At 60.1% G+C, this 20,855-nt stretch carries 16 protein-coding genes; 6 read left to right on the forward strand and 10 right to left on the reverse strand.

Features of this window, described 5'->3' with window-relative positions; translation table 11 throughout:
* Positions 1-73 precede the first annotated feature (73 nt).
* Both PSH90_RS19565 and ttcA read right to left on the reverse strand, forming a co-directional pair.
* Entirely contained in the window at positions 74-748 is a 675-nt protein-coding gene (locus PSH90_RS19565) for a DNA-3-methyladenine glycosylase I (protein WP_016773632.1), read from the reverse strand.
* A 134-nt stretch (positions 749-882) separates the two neighbouring features.
* Positions 883-1,707, reverse strand: coding sequence for a tRNA 2-thiocytidine(32) synthetase TtcA (ttcA, locus tag PSH90_RS19570; protein WP_024013975.1), 825 nt, complete (start codon positions 1,705-1,707; stop codon positions 883-885).
* Positions 1,708-2,134: 427 nt separating this feature from the next.
* Between ttcA and PSH90_RS19575 the strand changes: the two genes are divergently transcribed.
* Both PSH90_RS19575 and PSH90_RS19580 read left to right on the forward strand, forming a co-directional pair.
* A complete protein-coding gene (locus tag PSH90_RS19575) occupies positions 2,135-2,737 on the forward strand; it encodes a Yip1 family protein (protein WP_016773629.1) in 603 nt (200 codons plus the stop codon).
* A 148-nt stretch (positions 2,738-2,885) separates the two neighbouring features.
* Positions 2,886-3,380, forward strand: coding sequence for a SprT family zinc-dependent metalloprotease (locus PSH90_RS19580; RefSeq protein ID WP_024013976.1), 495 nt, complete (start codon positions 2,886-2,888; stop codon positions 3,378-3,380).
* Between the two features lie 107 nt (positions 3,381-3,487).
* Here the strand turns inward: PSH90_RS19580 and PSH90_RS19585 are convergent, their stop codons facing one another.
* Together PSH90_RS19585 and PSH90_RS19590 are read right to left on the reverse strand one after the other, a co-directional pair.
* Entirely contained in the window at positions 3,488-4,669 is a 1,182-nt protein-coding gene (locus PSH90_RS19585) for a CaiB/BaiF CoA-transferase family protein (RefSeq protein ID WP_305381340.1), read from the reverse strand.
* A gap of 145 nt (positions 4,670-4,814) precedes the next feature.
* Entirely contained in the window at positions 4,815-6,149 is a 1,335-nt protein-coding gene (locus PSH90_RS19590) for a dicarboxylate/amino acid:cation symporter (RefSeq protein WP_024013978.1), read from the reverse strand.
* A 347-nt stretch (positions 6,150-6,496) separates the two neighbouring features.
* Here PSH90_RS19590 and PSH90_RS19595 point away from each other — a divergent pair, with 347 nt between their 5' ends.
* On the forward strand, positions 6,497-7,495 hold the full coding sequence (locus PSH90_RS19595) for an AraC family transcriptional regulator (protein WP_305381341.1): 999 nt from the start codon (positions 6,497-6,499) through the stop codon (positions 7,493-7,495).
* A gap of 204 nt (positions 7,496-7,699) precedes the next feature.
* Here the strand turns inward: PSH90_RS19595 and PSH90_RS19600 are convergent, their stop codons facing one another.
* The 3 genes from PSH90_RS19600 to PSH90_RS19610 form a co-directional block, all read right to left on the reverse strand.
* Positions 7,700-9,046: an ATP-binding protein gene (locus PSH90_RS19600; RefSeq protein ID WP_305381342.1), complete on the reverse strand. Its 1,347-nt coding sequence runs from the start codon at positions 9,044-9,046 to the stop codon at positions 7,700-7,702.
* A complete protein-coding gene (locus tag PSH90_RS19605; RefSeq protein ID WP_016773623.1) occupies positions 9,043-9,720 on the reverse strand; it encodes a response regulator transcription factor in 678 nt (225 codons plus the stop codon). Before PSH90_RS19605 ends, PSH90_RS19600 begins: the two co-directional genes overlap by 4 nt.
* Positions 9,721-9,868: 148 nt before the next feature.
* Positions 9,869-10,474 carry a hypothetical protein gene (locus PSH90_RS19610; RefSeq protein WP_305381344.1) on the reverse strand — a complete coding sequence of 202 codons (606 nt, stop codon included), beginning with the start codon at positions 10,472-10,474 and terminating at the stop codon, positions 9,869-9,871.
* A 143-nt stretch (positions 10,475-10,617) separates the two neighbouring features.
* Between PSH90_RS19610 and PSH90_RS19615 the strand changes: the two genes are divergently transcribed.
* Together PSH90_RS19615 and PSH90_RS19620 are read left to right on the forward strand one after the other, a co-directional pair.
* The gene (locus PSH90_RS19615; RefSeq protein ID WP_056788101.1) at positions 10,618-11,409 is read left to right on the forward strand and encodes a dienelactone hydrolase family protein; all 792 of its coding nucleotides are present in this window, start codon (positions 10,618-10,620) and stop codon (positions 11,407-11,409) included.
* Positions 11,410-11,561: 152 nt separating this feature from the next.
* On the forward strand, positions 11,562-12,287 hold the full coding sequence (locus PSH90_RS19620; protein ID WP_095181574.1) for a 4'-phosphopantetheinyl transferase: 726 nt from the start codon (positions 11,562-11,564) through the stop codon (positions 12,285-12,287).
* Positions 12,288-12,394: 107 nt separating this feature from the next.
* Here PSH90_RS19620 and PSH90_RS19625 read toward each other — a convergent pair whose 3' ends face one another.
* Together PSH90_RS19625 and PSH90_RS19630 are read right to left on the reverse strand one after the other, a co-directional pair.
* A complete protein-coding gene (locus tag PSH90_RS19625; RefSeq protein ID WP_041479566.1) occupies positions 12,395-14,005 on the reverse strand; it encodes an ATP-binding protein in 1,611 nt (536 codons plus the stop codon).
* Positions 14,002-14,724 (reverse strand): response regulator, encoded by a 723-nt coding sequence (locus tag PSH90_RS19630; RefSeq protein WP_056788095.1) that lies wholly within the window; start codon positions 14,722-14,724, stop codon positions 14,002-14,004. Before PSH90_RS19630 ends, PSH90_RS19625 begins: the two co-directional genes overlap by 4 nt.
* 859 nt (positions 14,725-15,583) lie before the next feature.
* On the opposite strand from PSH90_RS19630, the gene PSH90_RS19635 reads away from it, so the two are divergent.
* Complete coding sequence (locus PSH90_RS19635; RefSeq protein ID WP_024013986.1) at positions 15,584-18,478, forward strand: ribonucleoside-diphosphate reductase subunit alpha; 2,895 nt, start codon at positions 15,584-15,586, stop codon at positions 18,476-18,478.
* Positions 18,479-19,505: 1,027 nt separating this feature from the next.
* Here the strand turns inward: PSH90_RS19635 and flgE are convergent.
* Positions 19,506-20,840: a flagellar hook protein FlgE gene (gene flgE, locus PSH90_RS19640; RefSeq protein WP_041479563.1), complete on the reverse strand. Its 1,335-nt coding sequence runs from the start codon at positions 20,838-20,840 to the stop codon at positions 19,506-19,508.
* Positions 20,841-20,855 lie beyond the last annotated feature (15 nt).

Here is a 20,855-nt window from a genome sequence, read left to right on the forward strand (position 1 = left end):
AGCAGGCTCGCTCCCACAGGGAATGCATTCCAGAGGTGGGAGCGAGCCTGCTCGCGAATGCAGCGACGCGGTTTTAATGGTTGACGGTATAGGCGAGCATCATCGAAATCTGGCTCATCGGCCGTCCGCCACTCTGCTCATGCCACTGGTTGAACGCGTTCTGCACCGTCGCCAGATCGCGCTGGCTGGTCGGCACTTTGTCGACGATCTTCTGCGCATTAAGCGCCGCGACCACGTCGTAGCTCGGCACGAACGTGTCCTTGCCGACCATGCGCAAAAAGCGTGGCGCCGACAGCCCGCCAAGTTGGTGGCCGTGCTTTTTCAGGTACGTCCACAGGCCGACGATATCGGTCACCGGCCAGTCGGCGATCAATGCGCCGAAGCTGCCCTTGTCCTTTTCCACATCGAGAATGAACTGCGCATTGCGCGGCACACTTTTCAGCTTGCCCAGATGGCGGATGATCCGCGCATCCTGCATCAGCCGCTCAAGGTGCTCGGCGCTCATCAGCACGACTTTTTCCGGATCGAACTTGAAGAACACTTCTTCGAACGCCGGCCACTTGGCGTCGACCAGGCTGTGCTTGAGCCCGGCGCGAAAAACCCGCAGGGCCATGGTCGAGAGGTAGCGGTCGTCGCGGATCTTGCGCAGTTGTGCGGGGGTCTTGGGAACGGGCAGATGGGCTTCCAGTTCAGCCGCCGAACCGAAACGGTTCAGACAGTATTCGTGCAGCCACTTGTAATCGCGCATGCCCTCTCCTATTGAATGAAGCGAAGAAACCAATGTGGGAGCGAGCCTGCTCGCGAAGAGGGAGTCTCAGTCAACCAATCAGTTGAATGACACACCGCTTTCGCGAGCAGGCTCGCTCCCACATTTGAAGGTGTTTACAGATTGACGACATTGACGAAACGCGAAGCCGCGGTTTCGTCGATCTTCAGGCTGGTGAAGTCGAACAGGTTGCGGTCGGCCAGTTGCGACGGCACCACGTTCTGCAGGCTGCGGAAAATCGATTCGGTACGGCCCGGGGTCTTGCGATCCCAGTCCTGAAGCATTTCCTTGACCACCTGGCGCTGCAGGTTTTCCTGCGAGCCGCAAAGGTTGCACGGGATGATCGGGAATTGCTTCAAGTCCGAGTAGGCCTGAATGTCCTTCTCGTTGCAGTAAGCCAGCGGGCGAATCACCACGTTGCGGCCATCGTCGGCGCGCAGCTTCGGCGGCATCGCTTTGAGGGTGCCGTTGAAGAACATGTTGAGGAAGAACGTTTCGACGATGTCGTCGCGGTGATGACCGAGGGCCATTTTCGTCGCGCCGATTTCGTCAGCAAAGGTGTACAGGGTGCCGCGACGCAAACGCGAGCACAGCGAGCAGGTGGTCTTGCCTTCCGGCACCAGTTCCTTGACCACCGAGTAAGTGTCCTTCTCGACGATGTGGTACTCGATGCCCAGTTCTTTCAGGTAGGCCGGCAGCACGTGCTCGGGAAAGCCCGGCTGTTTCTGGTCCATGTTCACCGCGACGATGTCGAACTTGATCGGTGCAACCTTCTGCAGGTGCATCAGCACGTCGAGCATGGTGTAGCTGTCCTTGCCCCCGGACAGGCAGACCATGACCTTGTCGCCATCTTCGATCATGTTGAAATCGGCGACCGCTTCGCCGGCCAGGCGGCGCAGGCGCTTTTGCAGTTTGTTCTGGTTGACCGTAAGAGTGCCCATGACGCGAAATCCGTGAGGTGTGACGAAAGGCCGGCATTTTACGCAAAAACCCTGGTAGCGCGAAGCATCTGTGGCGAGGGGAATTATCCCCGCTGGGTTGCGAAGCAGCCCCAAAACCTGGGAACTCGTAATGCCTGACACTGCGCGCTGAATGGGCTGGCGACTGCTGCGCAGCCGAACGGGGATAAATCCCCTCGCCACAAAAAGTGTTTCAACCCCAAAAATGCCTTCCCGCGCAAGACCCCGAGGCGATTATCCATCCCGTTTACAGCGCGATTTGCTCTAAGCCCGGCATACCGGTGCGTTGGAGTCCTTTCTATACTGCGACATAAGGTCGCACACATCTGAAGACCTGTATTTGCTCGGCCATCTTGGCCCGTAGGCGCTCCGTTGGGGGGCGATGGCAATGACAAGAGGAGTGAATGGCATGATCCATCACGTAGTGGGACTGTTTACCCACCCCGATCAGGAATGGAAGGAGATCCGTGGCGACCAAGAGGAAAGCATCAGCCACATGTACCTGACGCATACGCTGATTCTGGCGGCGATCCCCGCTGTCTCGGCGTTCATCGGCACGACCCAGGTCGGCTGGGTGATCGGCAACCGCGCGCCGGTAATGCTCACGTTTGAAAGCGCTCTGTGGATGACCATCATGTCGTACCTGGCGATGCTCGGCGGGGTCGCGGTGATGGGCGCCTTCGTGCACTGGATGGCGCGCACCTATGACGCCAATCCAAGCCTGGCCCGTTGCGTGGCATTCGCCACTTACACGGCGACACCGTTGTTCGTCGGCGGCTTGGCGGCGCTGTATCCGCACATGTGGCTGGGGATGATCGTCGGTACGGCGGCCATCTGCTACACGGTCTATCTTTTGTATGTCGGCTTGCCGACGTTCATGAACATCCCTTCGGATGAAGGCTTTCTGTTTTCCAGCTCGGTGCTCGCGGTTGGGCTGGTGGTGCTGGTGGCGATCATGGCGTTCACCGTGATTGTCTGGGGCCTGGGTGTCGGGCCGGTCTATACCAACTGACCTGTTTCCTCCCTGAGAAAAACAACATCTGCCAATACAGGCCGCCGCAAGGCGGCCTTCTCGTTGGAGCGACGACCATTCGGCAGGTCGGCGATTCGCAAGTCGCCGGGGTTGCGGCATACTCGGCGTCTCTGGAGATCCATCAAGCATGCCCGAGCAACTCAATACCCGCGTCGAAGATTGTTACCAACTCGCTGAATCCTTTTTCAAACGCTCCTTCAAACGCCCCGTGGTCAGTCTCAAGCTGCGCGGGCAGAAAGCCGGTGTCGCGCATCTGCACGAGAACCTGCTGCGCTTCAACCCGCAGCTGTACCGGGAAAACACCGAACACTTCCTCAAGCAGACCGTGGCCCACGAAGTCGCCCACCTGATCGCTCATCAACTGTTCGGCGACCGCATCCAGCCCCATGGCGAGGAGTGGCAACTGATCATGCGCGGCGTCTACGAACTGCCGCCGGATCGCTGCCACACCTATGAAATCAAGCGGCGCAGCGTGACCCGCTATATCTACAAATGCCCGTGCCCCGACAGTGATTTCCCGTTTACCGCCCAGCGTCATGGCCTGGTGCGGCAAGGGCGGCGGTATCTGTGCCGGCGCTGCCGCAGTACGCTGGTGTTCAGTGGTGAAATGCGGGTGGAATGACAGTTTTGTAGAGTATCGGCGGGCCCCTTCGCGAGCAGGCTCGCTCCCACAGGGGAATGCATTTCAATGTGGGAGCGAGCCTGCTCGCGAAGGCGGCGGCATGAGCGCTACAGAATCACCCTGGCCGAACGCAACTCGGCGATCCGCTCAGCACTCAACCCTAACTCCCCCAACACCTCGTCCGTATGCTGCCCCAACCCCGCGCCAACATGCCTTGGCTCCGGCAACGCCTCAGAAAATTTCAACGGACACGCCATCTGCGCCTGCGTCGTGCCATCGCCGCGCGGCACCTGAGTCACCAGCTCCCGCGCCTGCAACTGCGGATGGCGCAACGCCTCGCCCAGACTCAGTGCCGGCTCGACACAGGCATCGACCCCGGCGAACAATTCACACAGTTCTGCAAAATCGTGCCGCTCGAATTCGATGCGCAACGCCTCTTTCAAGGCTTGTTGTTGCTCGGGCCTGGGCGACAACCCTTGCGCCGCCAGCTCCGGCCGGCCCAGCGCCGTGCACAATTGCTGCATGAAGGCCGGCTCCAGACTGCCCACCGACATCCAGCGCCCATCCCGGGTGCGGTAATAATCGTAAAAGCTGCCGCCATTGAGCATCTGATCTTCGCGGCCCGGTTCCGCGCCGCAGGCCAGATAGCCAGCGCCGGCCATGGCGTTCAGGCTGAACGCGCAGTCGGTCATGCTCACATCCAGATGGGTGCCCTGCCCGGTTTGCTGACGGGCAATCACCGCTGCCAGCAAGCCGATCACGCCGTGTAGCGAGCCGCCCGCCACGTCTGCCACCTGCATGCCCAGCGGCAACGGCCCGCTGTCGGCGCGACCGGTGTAGCTAGCCAGCCCGGCCAGCGCCAGATAGTTGATGTCATGCCCGGCGCGCTCCTTGTACGGCCCGGTCTGGCCGTAACCGCTGATCGACACATAAATCAGCTTTGGATTGATCGCTTTCAACGCTTCATAACCCAGGCCCAGACGCTCCATCACCCCGGGGCGAAACTGCTCGAGGACGATGTCGTACTCGCCCAGCAGTTGCTTGATGATCTGCAGCGCTTCGGGCTGTTTCAGGTCCAGCGCCAGACTGCGCTTGTTGCGGTTCAGATAAGCGTGGCTGGCTGAGACCCCGCCATCATGCGGCGGCAGCACCCGCAGCAGATCCATTCGCGTCGGCGATTCGATGCGCAGCACCTCGGCGCCCATGTCCGCCAGCAGCAGCGAGGCGAACGGCCCCGGCAGCAAGGTCGAGAAATCGAGAATCTTCAGTGAGGCCAGCGGTGCAGACATGGGCGAACTCCTTGGGCGATGTACTCAGCCTAGGCAGCCATCGGCGATGCGGCAATCACCGCAAATGTCAGCAGGTGTGACCGTTGCGCTCAAATTCCGGGCAAGAAAAAACCCGCCGAAGCGGGTTTTTCTGTGCAAGCGATGCTTACTTCACATTGCTCGGGGTTGGGCCTTCAGCCACACCCAGGTCGTCTTCTTCACGCTCATCGGAGATACCGCGACCGCCGGAAGCCAGCTCGGTCTGCAGTTGATCGGTGTCCAGCTCCTTGACCCACTTGGCCACGACGATGGTCGCTACAGCGTTACCGACCAGATTGGTCAGCGCGCGGGCTTCAGACATGAAACGGTCGATACCGAGGATCAGCGCCAGACCGGCAACCGGCAGGTGACCTACGGCCGACAGCGTCGCGGCCAGAACGATGAAGCCCGAACCGGTCACACCTGCCGCGCCTTTGGAGGACAGCAGCAGCACCAGCAGCAGAGTGATCTGGTGGGTGATGTCCATGTGCGTATCAGTCGCCTGAGCGATGAACACGGCGGCCATGGTCAGGTAGATCGAAGTACCGTCGAGGTTGAACGAGTAACCGGTCGGGATCACCAGACCCACGACGGATTTCTTCGCGCCCAGACGCTCCATCTTGATCAGCATGCGTGGCAGTGCCGATTCCGACGAGGACGTACCCAGTACGATCAACAGCTCTTCACGGATGTAGCGCACCAGTTTGAACACGCTGAAACCGTGAGCCCGGCAGATCGCACCCAGCACCAGCACGACGAACAGGACGCAGGTGATGTAGAAGCAGATCATCAACTGGCCCAGTTGCACCAGCGACCCGACACCGTAGGCACCGATGGTGAACGCCATGGCACCGAACGCACCCAGTGGCGCCAGTTTCATGATCATGTTGATGATGTTGAACATCACGTGGGCGAAGCGATCGATCATGTCCAGCAGCGGACGGCCGTACGAGCCGAGGCGATGCAGGGCGTAGCCGAAGATCACCGAGAACATCAGCACTTGCAGGATGTCACCGGTGGCGAACGCGCCGACGATGGTGTTCGGGATCACATTGAGGAGGAAACCGACAATGCTCTGGTCTTTACTGGCCGTCACGTAGGTGGCGATTTTCGAGGCGTCCAGGGTGGTGACGTCGATGTGCATGCCGGCGCCCGGTTGCACAACGTTGACCACGACCAGACCGATCAGCAGGGCAATGGTCGAAACGATTTCGAAGTACAGCAGCGCGTAGCCGCCGGTCTTGCCTACCGACTTCATGTTCTGCATGCCGGCGATGCCGCTGACAACAGTACAGAAGATGATCGGGGCGATGACCATTTTGATCAGCTTGATGAAGCCGTCACCCAGTGGCTTGAGGGCCACACCGGTCTGCGGATAGAAGTGACCGAGCAGGATGCCGATGGCGATGGCAACGATCACCTGGAAATACAGGGATTTGTACAGTGGCTGACGAGTCGTCATTGCAGGTTTCCTCAAGCGTCCAGCGGCAACATCCATCTGTCGAGCGCCGAACCTTAATTGCGAACCCTCCTGCACTGGAGGGATTTGTTGTTGGAACGGCATCCTCCCGGGCGGAAGAAGTGCACGCTTCTGTGGCTTGTATCGCAAACGTCGTGCCAGATTGGTGCAAATGGCAGCAAGCCTTTTGATATCAGGGCCTGCGGGAGTTCCCTGTCACCAATCAGCGACTTGAGGCATGGCGGATTTCCGCCAACTGAGCGTTCAGCGTCCTGCAATTTGGCGGAAATCCGCCTTGTGGCGTTGCCGGCCCGCCATTACGATCGGTGCCTGAACAAGGATTGCCGCTTATGCGCGAACGCACCATCGCCAGCCATTTCGCCCGTGCCGCCCTTGGCGGTGCGCGCCGGCGCGGCCTGGATTATTCAGGCCTGTTACAGCAACTGGGGATCAGCCCGGAGTTGCTCGACGAGCCCCGCGCGCGGATTGCCCCTGAGCAGTTCACCCGGCTGATTCAAGGGCTGTGGCTGGCGCTGGACGACGAATACCTGGGTTTCGGTAACGCCCCGAGCAAGCCCGGCAGCTTCGCCATGATGTGCCACGCCTCGATTCACTGCCGTAACCTGGAGAAAGCTCTGCAACGTGGCTTGTTGTTTTACAGCCTGTTCCCCGACGCTCCACGCCTGACCCTGCGTCGCGAAGACGAATGGGTGCGTTTGAGTCTGGACGACGCGCAGTGGTGGGACCCGGATCATTTTCTCAGCGAGAGTTTGTTGGTGATCTGGCACCGCCTCGGCAGTTGGCTGATCGGCCAGCGGATACGCCTGGAGCAGGCAACCTTCAGCTATCCGCGCCCCGAGCACGGCAGCGAATATGACCTGCTGTTCCCCTGCCCGCTGACCTTTGATGCCGAGCAAAGCAGCCTGCTGTTTCACAGTCGCTATCTGGCCATGCCGCTGTTGCAGGACGAACGCACGCTCAAGCATTTTCTCGAACGCTCCCCCGCCGACCTGCTCTCACGCCCGGACGACGGCGACAGCCTGAGCAGCCGTCTGCGCCGCTTGCTCAGTCGCGACGCTGCGAGTTGGCCGGATCTGGAAGCCGTCGCCGCGCATCTGCATATCAGCCCGCAAACCTTGCGCCGGCATTTGCGCGAGGAAGGCAGCAGTTTTCAGGAACTCAAGGATCAGCTGCGGCGGGATATCGCCATCTACCATCTGGGTCGGGCGGAGCTGTCGTTGCAACAGATTGCCGAGCAGCTCGGGTTCTCTGAGCCTTCGGCGTTTCATCGGGCGTTCAAGAAATGGACGGGGCTGACACCGGGGGCTTATCGGGCGCAGGAGCAATGAGGCGCTAAATCAAAAGCCCCTCACCCTAACCCTCTCCCGGAGGGAGAGGGGACTGATTGGGGGATGCTTGAGAAATACGCCGACCTGCAAGCTCTCTATTGAATCCATATTCGCTGCAAACCGCTCAGGTCGATAATTTTCCAAAGACACTTCGGTCAGTCCCCTCTACCTCTGGGAGAGGGTTAGGGTGAGGGCAGCTCGCAATCACACCGCAGGAAAATCAATCCTGAACGCCGCCCCGCCCATCGGTGAATCACCCAAGGCCAAACGGGCGTTGTAGCTTTCGATGATGTCCTTGACCACCGCCAGCCCGATGCCCTGCCCCGGATGCTGGGCATCCAGGCGTTCGCCGCGTTCGAGAATCCGCGCGCGCTGATCGAGTGGCACACCCGGCCCATCGTCCTCGACGCACAATTCGATCCCGGCCAAGGACTCGCGCACGCTGACCCGCACTGCGCCGAGGCACAGGCGATAGGCGTTTTCCAGCAGGTTGCCGAGCATTTCCAGCAAGGCGCCCTGCTCGATCGGCACGTAGCAGTGCTCCGGCAGATCAAAGGTGACGCGTACGTGTTTGTCGCGGTAGACCTTGTCCAGCGTGTCGCAAAGGCTTTTGAGCACCGGTTGCAGGCGCACCTGATGGCGCACCAGGCCGCTTTTGCGCAGGCTGGCCCGTTGCAGTTGGTAGCTGATCTGCTGGCTCATGCGTTCGATCTGACTTTGCAGAACCCAGGCCTGGTCGCGGTCTTCGGGGCGCTGGGCCATGTCTTCGCTGACGCCTTGCAGCACCGCCAACGGGGTTTTCAGGCTGTGGGCGAGGTCGTCGAGGGAGTCGCGGTAGCGGCTGCGTTGCTGGCGTTCGCTGAGCAGCAAGCGGTTGAGCGAGCCGGTCAGGCGCAGCAGTTCACGCGGGTGTTTTTCCGTCAGGCTTTCGCGGGTGCCGCCTTCGATTTCGTCGAGTTCCTGGCTCAAACGGCGCAAGGCCTTGAGGCCCCAGGTCAGGCCGATCCATAGCAGCGCCAGCAATACCAGCAACGCCGCACCGAAGCCCAGATAGAGATTTTCCCGCAGGCCTTCGAGGGTGGTTTCGTATTCACGCACCGGTTGCAGAGCGACGATGCTGAATGCCGCGCTTTTGCCGCCGAGCAATTTGACTTCGACGTCGTAGACGAAGAACTCCTGACCGCTGGCTTCACGAATCCGCGCGAACTCATTGCCGAGACCGTCGTAGCGCGGTTTGTAGTTGATCTGCTCTTCCTGGGTGGCTTTCGAGCGCCACACCAGTTTGCCGTCGCGGTCGTAGATATAGCCGAGCAAACGGAAGTCGGTGAGGTTGAAGCGTTCGTCCGGCAATTGCGACGGCATCACCAGCCGACCGTTTTCCACCCGGGCGGCGGAGATCAATGTGGTGACATCGGAGGCCAGACGTTGCTCGATCGAGTCCTGCAAGGCAAGGCTGAAGGCACCCTGCATCGCCGGCAGCAAGGCAAGCATGAACAACACCGCCAACGTGGTGGCGGCGAGCATCAAGCGTACGCGAAGGGAACGGATCAAGTGCAGCGCTCATTGAACAGGTAGCCGAGGCCGCGCACGGTGTCGATCGGCTTGAACCCGGCCGGGCCTTCGAGCTTGCGGCGCAGACGGCCGACCAGCACTTCGATGACATTCGGATCGCGCTCGTCATCGTCCGGATAGAGCTGCTCCATCAAGCGATCCTTGGGCACCACCTGCTGATGGTGGCGCATGAGGTATTCGAGGATGCGGTATTCGTAAGCGGTCAGCGCCAGCGGTTGTTCATCGAGGCTGGCCTGTTTGCGATTGAGGTCGAGCAGCAACGGCCCGGCGACGATGGTCGACTGGGTGAAGCCGCTGGAGCGCCGCAGCAATGCGTTCAGGCGCGCATCGAGTTCTTCGAACTGGAACGGCTTGACCACGTAATCGTCGGCACCGGCGGCGAGCCCTTCGACCTTGTCCTGCCAGTTGCCGCGCGCGGTGAGGATCAGGATCGGGAAGGTCTTGCCGCCCGAGCGCAACTGGCGGATCAGGTCGAGGCCGCCCATGCCCGGCAGGCCGAGATCAATCACCGCCAGATCGAAGTTGTACTGGCCGGTCTGGTACAGCGCCTCCTCGGCATTGGCCACGGACTCGACCACATGACCGCTCTCCGTCAGACGGGTTTGCAGGTGATGACGCAACAGCGCCTCGTCTTCGACGACCAACAGTTTCATGCCTTTCTCCCTATCACTTGAACTCTCCAGGCAACTACCTGTGGGAGCGAGCCTGCTCGCGAATACGGTGGATCAGCCAAGCAAGTGTCGGCCGATACACCCCTTTCGCGAGCAGGCTCGCTCCCACACTTCAAACTGCGACAACCGCTTAGAAATAGTAGTTGGCCGACAGGTAGGTCTGCGCGCTGCCGGTCAAGTCCAGCGAGCCCTGTTTGCTGCCGCCGCTTTCTTTCATTTCGGTGCTGGCGTTGCTGCGAAGGTAACGGTAACCGAGTTCCACCGAGGTGTTCTGCGAAACTTGCTGCAACACACCGACTTGGCCACCGATGGCGTAACCGATGTCGCTGTCACGGCTGAAGCCGGGCGAATCCTGCGTCAGTTTGGTCAGACCGGCCGTGGCGCCACCGAACAATTTGGTGCTGCCGCCTACTGGATAGAACAGGTCATAGCTGCCGAGCAGATTTTCCTGGCGCAGTTTAACGCCATTGTGCGAGCCGGAAACGTTGTCATAGGTGGCGTAGTAGCGGCCCTGGCTGTTTTGCTGACCGAGGCGCATGCCGTAGGTGTTGTTGCCGTCGATGGCCCCAGTGACGTTGGGGTTGCCGAGGTTGTTGTTGAGCGCGTGGGACTTGTCGATCTTGTCGCTGGTCTGGCCGAATGTCAGGCCGGCGAAGTTGCTGGTGTCGTCGGCATTCGCCGCGATGCTGGAGCCTAACAGGGTAAAAGCCAGCAGCAATTTGTTTAAACGAGTCATGGGTATTTCCTCTTTCACAGTGCTGTTTGGGTATGGCGCAAGGTTACTGAGCCGCCCCTGTACGGCCCCTGAACCGTCTCTGAACCTGACCTGAACCAGATCGACTAGGCTGTTCTGACCACTTTCAATAAGGACACCCGACCATGCGCCTGTTCCTCGCCCTCACTTTGCTGGCAGTCAGCAGCCTTACCCAGGCTGCGATCAAGACTGAAGAAATCCCCTACCAAAGCGCCGACGGCAGCCAACTGATCGGCTACTACGCCTATGACGACGCGATCAAAGGCCCACGCCCCGGCGTTGTCGTGGTCCACGAATGGTGGGGGCTGAACGATTACGCCAAGCGCCGCGCGCGGGATCTCGCCGAACTCGGCTACAGCGCGCTGGCCATCGACATGTATGGCGAAGGCAAGAACACCGAGCACCCGAAAGACGCCATGGCCTTCATGCAGGCAGCGACCAAGGATGCCGATGCCGCCAGTAAACGGTTCGCCGCCGGGCTCGATCTGTTGAAGAAGCAAAAGCAGACCGACCCGAACAAAATCGCCGCCGTCGGCTATTGCTTCGGTGGCGCCGTGGTGCTGAATGCGGCGCGTCAGGGTGTGCCGCTGGCCGGTGTGGTGAGTTTCCATGGCGCGCTGGCGACCAAGACCCCGGCGACTCCGGGCAGTGTGAAGGCGAAAATCCTCGTCGAGCATGGGGCGCTGGACAGCATGGTCACTCAGGACAATGTCACCGCGTTCAAGGCAGAAATGGACAAGGCCGGGGCGGACTACAAGTTCGTCAGTCTGGATGGCGCCAAGCATGGTTTCAGCAATCCGGATGCCGATCGTTTGAGCCATGGCGAGCATGGCGGGCCGGACATTGGTTACAACAAGGCGGCGGATGAGAAGTCGTGGGCGGATATGCAGGCGTTCTTCAAGAAGATTTTCGGTTGAGTCAGTAACGACCGAGGCGCGGCTTTCGCGAGCAGGCTCGCTCCCACACCGGATATCTGTCGCCCAGAAGATCCCTTGTGGGAGCGAGCCTGCTCGCGAAGGCTTCACCGCCGATCTCGACCTCGCCCCGACTAACCGGCAAAATGCCCGCCATGAACTTCACCCCCGCCCTGCCCGCCTGCTGCACTGCGCTCGACAGCCACTGGCCGTTGCCGACGGTATTGGCCGATACCGTGCTGCTCAGTACTCACTTCGACCCGGCACGCCTGCTTGGCGATGACTTCCAGCGCAGCGCTGTGCTGGCGCCGCCGAGCATTCAGCGCTCGGTGGCCAAGCGCCAGGCCGAGTTTCTCGCTGGACGCATCTGCGCCCGGGCCGCGCTGCAACAACTCGAAGGCCTGTATATCGTCCCGCCGATCGGCGAAGACCGCGCCCCGGTGTGGCCGGCGCATATCTGCGGTTCGATCACTCACAGCACCGGCCGTGCGGCGGCGATTGTTGCCAACAAGCAGCACTGGCGCGGCTTGGGCATGGATCTGGAAAACCTGTTGAGCCATGAGCGCGCCGAACGCTTGGCCGGGGAAATCCTCACGCCAGCGGAACTGCAACGCATGGCGGCGGGTTCTCAGGAGCAACTGGCGCTGCGGGTGACCCTGACGTTTTCGGTGAAAGAGAGTTTGTTCAAGGCGCTGTACCCGATCGTGCAGCAGCGCTTTTATTTCGAGCATGCCGAAGTGCTGGAATGGACTGAGGCGGGACAGGTCAGGCTGCGGTTGTTGACGGATCTGTCCAGCGAATGGCGCAACGGATCGGAGCTGGAAGCGCAGTTCGGAGTGCAGGATGGGCAGTTGTTGAGCCTGGTCAGTATTCAAGCCTGAGGATTTGCATTGTCTGTTATGGCGCCTTCGCGAGCAGGCTCGCTCCCACAGGGGATTGCATTTCAAATGTGGGAGCGAGCCTGCTCGCGAAGGCGGTATACCGAATCTCAGCGGCGCTCCTGATTCCTCGGCCAACTCAGACTGAAACACGCCCCACCCAGGCTCTTGCTCTTGCCAATGATCGCGCGGCCGTCGTGCCAGTGAATGATCCGCCGCACAATCGACAACCCCAGACCATGCCCGCCCGAGGCGCGCGTGCGGCTATCGTCGAGGCGCAGAAACGGCGTGAAGATCCGCTCCCAAGCCACTTCCGGCACGCCCGGCCCGTCGTCCTCGACGTCGATCCGGCAGCGCAACTGGCCGACCTGATAACTCACCGTCACCTGCGAATGCGCATGGCGCATCGCGTTGCCCACCAGATTCTGCAGCGCTCGGTGCAGATAACGCGGTTCGGCCTCGACCCAGGCGCCGTCATTGTCGGCAGATGAAAGACACAAACCGCGCTGCACCGTGACCTCGGCGCGCAGCGGCGCCAATTCTGCGATCACCTGATTGACCAGCGCATCCAGATCGATTCGCTGGAAAGTCAGCGCCGGCGAGCCTTGCTCCAGTCGTGCGTAGGTGAGCATTTCGTCGACCAGCTTGTCGAGGTCCTCGATGTCGTGATCCATGCCTTCACGGTATTTCTCCAGTGCCTGCGGGGTGGTGGCCGTGCCGATCATTTCCAGCCCGAAACGCAACCGTGCCACTGGGGTACGCAGTTCATGAGACACCGCGCGCACCAGTTCACGCTGGATCGCCAGCAACTGTTGCAAGTGCTCAGCCATGCCATTGAACGCCGACGCAAGCCGCCCGACAGAGTCAGCGCCGCGCGCCGGCACACGGGTTTCCAGGCTGCCCTTGGCAATGCGCGTGGCCGCTGCTTCGAGGCCGCGCAAACGTCGCTCAAGCTGACGCACCAGCAGATAAACGATGAGACCGATCAGCGTCAGACCGAGCGCGGCAATCAATACCAGCCATTCCGGCGGGTACGGATTCATCTGGTACAGCGGGCCGATTTCCAGCACCCACGGCGTACCAACCATGCCGGCGAACACGCGGATCGAATCGCCGCCCTTGCCCAGCGCCATCACCGTATCGCCCTCGGCCACGCGGCGGCTCTGGTCTTCGTCCATGTCGGCGTCATTTACCGTGACCAGTCGCAGATCGAAGCCAAAACCCTTTTCCTGTTTTATCTGCGCCAGACGTTTGGGCTGCTCACCCACCGGCACCCGCACCAGTTCATCGGCCAGCAGGTAAATAGTCGCCCGAGCCAGTTGCTCGCTGATCTGCTGCACCTCTCCTACCAGTACAAGCTGCTCTTTTTCGCTGATCAGCCGATAGACCTTGGCGGCATGTGGCCCGGTTTGCTCGACCAGCGCCTGACCGCGCAGGACACGGGTGCGCTGGGCCAGATCAAGGTCGGTTTCAGAGAATTTCTTCAGCGTCAGCGGTATACCGAGCAGCCGCTCCCACACCAGCAGCGCGCGATGGCGTTCGGTCTGGTTCATCGGTTGCAGGTTGTCGGCCATCAGCGAGAAGGTGCCGTGGGCCAGGCGTTCGCGATATTGCTCGCTGCGCACCTGATTGAGCAGGTTCAGCGCCAGCACGCCGAGCACCGCCACCAGAATCAGCGCGGCGCACATGCCGCCGTAGATGCGCAGGAAGATCGAATTCACAGCGCCAGGTCTGCGCAGGCCTCAGGGACGAACAGGTAGCCTTTGCTGCGAATGGTCTTGATCAGGCGCGGATGATCGGGGTCGTCGCCGATTTTCGGGCGGATGCGCGAGATGCGCACGTCGATCGAGCGGTCCTGGCCGTCATAGCCGATGCCGCGTAATGCAGTGAAGATTTCTTCCCGGGAAAGAATCCGCCCGGCATTGGACACCAGCAGCCAGAGCAGGTCGAACTCGGCGCTGGTCAGCTCGATGCCGTTGTCGCTCAGCCAGGCTTCGCGCAATGCGTTGTCGACCACCAGTGGACCGAATTGCAACCGCCGGGATTTTTCCGCGACCGGCTCCGGTGTGTCACTGCGTCGCAGCAACGCCTGGATGCGCGCCAGCAACAAGCGCGGGCGCACCGGTTTGCACACATAGTCGTCGGCACCGAGGTCGAGGCCGTGGATCTGATCAGCGTCATCGGTGCGCGCGGTGAGCATCAGGATCGGCCCGTCGTACTGGCTGCGCACCTTGCGGCAGATGCTCAGGCCATCTTCGCCGGGCAGCATCAGATCGAGGATCACCAGATCCGGCTGCTCCTTGATGATCCGCGCCGCCGCCAGCGCACCGTTGCCTTCGATCTCCACGCGCAGGCCATTGGCTTGCAGGTAATCGCGGGTGAGCTCGGCCAGTCGCTGGTCATCCTCGACGATCAATACCTGCCAGGTTTGTTGCTCCACCGGTGACCTCTGCTTGCTGTTTTTATTAAAAGAAGAAAGACAATCGCCTGACACGGACAAAACCTGTGGGAGCGAGCCTGCTCGCGAAAGCGTCTGTTGCTTCAACCTGAATGCTCAGTGGTCAACCGATTCGCGAGCAGGCTCGCTCCCACAATCCTGCGTGTATCTCCCGATCATCTGTCATGTTTCAGGAGGATAAAAATGCCCGTGCACCCAGCGATTGTATAAACGCCGGCCACCCGGAAAACAAGTCGGTAAATGCGTTCGGACAAGGCGGAATTCTGTGATAGGGTTCGCGCCCTTAAAAAACCGCTGAAGCGTTTTTCCAGGCAAAAAAACAGTGACAAACGGTCTGGCTCAGCAGGTTCGCGGCCTACACGCGTTTTCCCTGTTTCTTACACAAATTACGCACAGGCTTATCCACAGGTAGTACGTTGCAATCCCCCCCTGAAACGCATTATCTTGTAGCACGGCGAAAACGGAGACCCTACATATAGGGTTTTCACCTAAAACGCCCAACCACATTTCAGACCTGAAACTCAAGTGCTTTATGGCCGGTTTCCGGTAGAACAAGCGAGTTTTTTCAAGCCCAAACCGCACTGGCGGATGGCACCGTTTTATTTGGTCCGAAACGGACAAAACGGTATGGGTGTTGCAGTCATGACTGCCACCCGCGAAGGAATCCGGTGGCGAGCTTCGGCTCGTAACCAAAACTTCGGCAAGGATGCGGCGTTGCAGCCTTTTTCCTACTGTTCCGAAGTTTGTAATGCCGACGCCCGTCGGTTGCAGTGCTTCGGTACAGAACGGTGAGCACCATGACGGTGCCAAACAAACATAGAGAATGTGGAGACCACCCCCCATGCAAACCGACACAACTCGCGAGAACCCGCAGGGCACCTTGCCGCAGGCCGCCGATTCGACTTCGGATCTGGCAGCCACCGCGCCTGGCCAGCTGCGCGTGATCAAGCGTAATGGCACTGTCGTTCCTTACACCGATGACAAGATCACCGTCGCTATCACCAAAGCGTTCCTCGCAGTTGAGGGCGGCACCGCTGCCGCTTCGTCGCGAATCCACGACACCGTTGCGCGCCTGACCGAACAGGTCACTGCGACCTTCAAGCGTCGCATGCCATCGGGCGGCACCATCCACATCGAAGAAATCCAGGACCAGGTCGAACTGGCCCTGATGCGTGCCGGCGAGCAGAAAGTCGCTCGCGACTACGTGATCTACCGTGACGGCCGTTCGAAAGAACGCGCTGCCCACGCTCCGGCCGAAGCTGCGGTCAACGCTCACCCGTCGATCCGCATCACCCGCGCCGACGGCAGCCTCGCGCCGCTGGACATGGGCCGCCTGAACACCATCGTTACCGAAGCCTGCGAAGGCCTGGAAGAAGTCGACGGCGACCTGATCCAGCGCGAAACCCTGAAGAACCTGTACGACGGCGTGGCCCTGACCGACGTCAACACCGCCCTGGTGATGACCGCCCGTACCCTGGTTGAGCGCGAGCCGAACTACTCGTTCGTTACCGCCCGCCTGCTGATGGACACCCTGCGTGCCGAAGGCCTGAACTTCCTCGAAGTCGCCGAAAGTGCCACCCATCACGAAATGGCCGACCTGTACGCCAAGGCACTGCCGGCCTACATCGCCAAAGGTATCGAGTTCGAACTGCTGAACCCTGTGCTGGCCACCTTCGACCTGGAAAAACTGGGCAAGGCGATCAACCACGAGCGCGATCAGCAATTCACCTACCTGGGCCTGCAGACCCTGTACGACCGTTACTTCATCCACAAGGATGGCGTACGTTTCGAGCTGCCGCAGATCTTCTTCATGCGCGTGGCCATGGGCCTTGCGATCGAAGAGAAGCAGAAAGAAGACCGTGCGATCGAGTTCTACAACCTGCTGTCCTCGTTCGACTATATGGCTTCGACCCCGACCCTGTTCAACGCCGGTACCCTGCGTCCACAGCTGTCGAGCTGCTACCTGACCACCGTGCCGGATGACCTGTCGGGCATCTATCACGCGATCCACGACAACGCCATGCTGTCGAAATTTGCCGGCGGTCTGGGCAACGACTGGACGCCTGTTCGTGCGTTGGGTTCGTACATCAAGGGCACCAACGGCAAGTCGCAAGGCGTTGTGCCGTTCCTCAAAGTAGTGAACGACACCGCTGTGGCCGTGAACCAGGGTGGCAAGCGCAAAGGCGCTGTGTGTGCCTACCTGGAAACCTGGCACATGGACATCGAAGAGTTCATCGAGCTGCGCAAGAACACCGGTGACGATCGTCGTCGTACCCACGACATGAACACCGCCAACTGGATCCCTGACCTGTTCATGAAGCGTGTCTTCGATGACGGCAAGTGGACCCTGTTCTCGCCATCCGAAGTACCGGACCTGCACGACCTGACCGGTAAAGCCTTCGAAGAGCGCTACGAGTATTACGAAGCGCTGACCGAGTACCCGGGCAAGGTCAAGCTGTTCAAGACCATCCAGGCCAAAGACCTGTGGCGCAAGATGCTGTCCATGCTGTTCGAAACCGGCCACCCATGGCTGACTTTTAAGGACCCGTGCAACCTGCGCAGCCCGCAGCAGCACGTCGGCGTGGTCCACAGCTCGAACCTGTGCACCGAGATCACCTTGAACACCAACAAGGACGAAATCGCCGTTTGCAACCTGGGCTCGATCAACCTGCCGAACCACATCGTCGACGGCAAGCTCGATACCGCCAAGCTGCAACGCACCGTGAACACCGCCGTGCGCATGCTCGATAACGTGATCGACATCAACTACTACTCGGTGCCGCAAGCGAAGAACTCCAACTTCCGCCACCGCCCGGTCGGTCTGGGCATCATGGGCTTCCAGGACGCTCTGTACCTGCAGCACATCGCCTACGGCTCCGACGCTGCCGTCGAGTTTGCCGACAAGTCGATGGAAGCGGTCAGCTACTACGCGATCCAGGCTTCCTGCGACCTGGCCGACGAGCGCGGCGCCTACGAGACGTTCAACGGTTCGCTGTGGTCCAAGGGCATCCTGCCGCTGGATTCGCAACAGATCCTGATCGAACAGCGCGGCGAGAAGTACATCGATGTCGACCTGAAGGAAACCCTTGACTGGGCACCGGTTCGCGCCCGTGTACAGAAAGGCATCCGTAACTCGAACATCATGGCCATCGCACCGACCGCGACCATCGCCAACATCACTGGCGTTTCGCAGTCGATCGAACCGACCTACCAGAACCTGTACGTGAAATCGAACCTGTCTGGCGAATTCACCGTGATCAACCCGTACCTGGTTCGCGACCTGAAGGCTCGCGGTCTGTGGGACTCGGTGATGATCAACGACCTGAAGTACTACGACGGTTCGGTGCAGCAGATCGAGCGCATTCCGCAAGAACTCAAAGAGCTCTATGCGACCGCGTTCGAAGTGGACACCAAGTGGATCGTTGACGCCGCCAGCCGTCGTCAGAAGTGGATCGACCAGGCCCAGTCGCTGAACCTGTACATCGCCGGCGCATCGGGCAAGAAGCTCGACGTGACCTACCGCATGGCCTGGTACCGTGGTCTGAAAACCACTTACTACCTCCGTGCCCTGGCCGCGACCAGCACCGAGAAGTCGACCATCAACACCGGTAAGCTGAACGCTGTTTCCAGCGGCGGCAACCACGGCGACGATTCGGTCCTGGCCGCTCCGGCAGGTCCGGCGCCAGTGCCAAAGGCCTGCGCGATCGACGAGCCGGATTGCGAAGCTTGCCAATAAGCTGAGCTGAGACCAGGCGTTGCGAGACGCCTGGGATCTCGAGACAAAAGAAAACCCCCGACAGACTTCAGGTTTGTTGGGGGTTTTGTTTTTTGGCGGCCTTGGCGGCCTCTGGGCCGACCAGGCTCTTGGGGTTTTGGGTGAATATCCGTTTTCTCGGTGCTGCGGCTGGCGGTTTCGCTCTTACAGCGAGTCACCTTTTTCAGACGCCAAAAAGGTAACCCAAAAGGCTTTGCCCCGGCGTACGGCCCGCTCGCTGGGGCTCGGGGTACCTTCGTTACGGGACCGATCCGGGCGCAGCGGCTCCGGTTGGCTTCGCTGCACCTACACTCGCTGTGTACGACTGCGTCGTACGGTCGCTGCGCTCCCACCCCCGGATCGATCCCGTAACGAAGCCTGCCGAAGGGGCAAAAGATCAAAAGCCGGATCAAAAGCCAAAGCCGAAGCAAAAGCAAAAGCAAAAGCAAAAGCAAAAGCCAGATCAAAAGATCGCAGCCTTCGGCAGCTCCTACAGTTGGATTGGGTACCACTTCAAGAACAGGTCGGCTGACAGGCCGCCTTCGCGAGCAAGCTCGCTCCCACAAAAAGGCAAAGCAGCGCAGCTGCCCGCGGCAAAGCCGCCCCACTCAACAATGAGCGCAAGCTCGAGTGCTTTTGATCTACGGGCGACGTCGGAAGGCTGAGCGGAGGGATTGATCCGGGCGTGGGAGCGCAGCGACCGTCTGGCGCAGCCAGACACAGCGGAAGTAGGTGCAGCGAAGCAAACCGGAGCCGCTGCGCCCGGATCGATCCCGCAGCGAAGGAACCCGAGCCTGCGAGGGCCGAACGCAGGAGCTAGCGTTTTTTGCTTACTTTTTTAGGCGCTTGTAAAAAAGTAAGTCGCCGTCAGGCGAAACCGCCAGCAGCCGCTACCGAAGCAACGGATATTCACCCAAAACCCAACAGCCTGGTCGGCCCAAAGGCCGCCACGACCAAAAAAAAAGCCCCTCAAAACCGAGGGGCCCAAAAAACCAGTCAGAAACCCGAATCAGGTCATCTGAATAATGGTCTGCATAATCGTGCTCTGCGTCGAAATGGTCTTGGCGTTCGCCTGATAGTTGCTCTGACCCTTGATCAGATCAACCAGCTCATTGGTCAGGTTAACGTTCGACTCTTCCAGCGAGTTGGACACCACCTCACCCAACGTACCGGTCTTCGGCGCGTCGTAGCCCGGAATACCCGAAGCGAACGTCTCTTTCCAGCTGGTGCCACCGACAGCCTGCAAGCCCTGTTCGTTGGTGAAGCTGGCCAGTGCAACCTGACCAATCGCTTTGCTCTGGTTGTTGCTGAAGTTGGCAAACAGCGTACCGGTGCCGTCGATGGTCAGGTTAGTGATCTGGCCAGTGGCGTAACCATCCTGAGTCGGGATCGTACGCGAGGTATCAGCGTTGTACTGAGTGGTGTTGGCCATCGAGATGGTCACGCCATTCGGATTCGCTGCCGCGCCGTTAGGCGTAAACACGCCATTGGTCACAGTGCCCGGCACCCAGCCAGTCATCTTCAGATCGCTGCTGATGATCGGGTTGGCTGGATCCGCCGGGTTAGGCGTGCTCACCTGAACCAGCTTGCCGGAGCTGTCGAACGACAATGTCGAAGCAACCGGCGCAGTGGTCACAGGGTTGCTGCCGGTAGCGTCCGGGTTACGGCCATCGACCAGGGTGTAAACCTTCCAGGTGTTCCCGCCAGTCTTGACCATGTACTGGTCCATGACGTGGGCGTTGCCCTGGGTGTCATAGATCGGTGTGCTGAAGGACTTGGTGTAAGTCTCAGGCTTCGACGGATCAAACTTGACGGCGCTGGCGCCGGTATCAACGATCACTGGCGAAGACGAATTGAGGTTGATGCTCGAGGTCACCGCAGAAGACGACTTCGGCGCCAGGTTCGAAGTGTCGATCTTCAGATCGGTCAACACGCCGTTGATGATCTTGCCGTTGGCATCCACACCGTAACCCTGCAGACGCGAGGTGTAGTCGGTGTTGGTGATGTAACCGGCGTTGTCGACCTTGAACGTACCGGCACGGGTGTACGAAATCGAGCCGTTGTTGCTCATGGTGAAGAAACCGGAACCGTTGATGCCCATGTCCAGCACGTTGCCAGTGTTGTTGATGTCACCCTGGGTGAACTGCTGGGAAACGTTGGCCAGGCGCACGCCGTTGCCGATCACTTTGCTGCCGCTGCCCAGACGAGTCGACGAATAGACGTCTTCGAATTCTGCGCGCGAGGATTTGAAACCGGCGGTGGCGACGTTGGCGATGTTGTTGCCGGTGACGTCGAGTTGTTTGTTGGCGGCATAGAGACCGCTAAGGCCGATGTTAAAAGACATGTTCCACTCCTTCGT

The sequence above is a fragment of the Pseudomonas sp. FP1762 genome (assembly GCF_030687105.1).
In the GTDB taxonomy this organism is placed as follows: domain Bacteria; phylum Pseudomonadota; class Gammaproteobacteria; order Pseudomonadales; family Pseudomonadaceae; genus Aquipseudomonas; species Aquipseudomonas siliginis.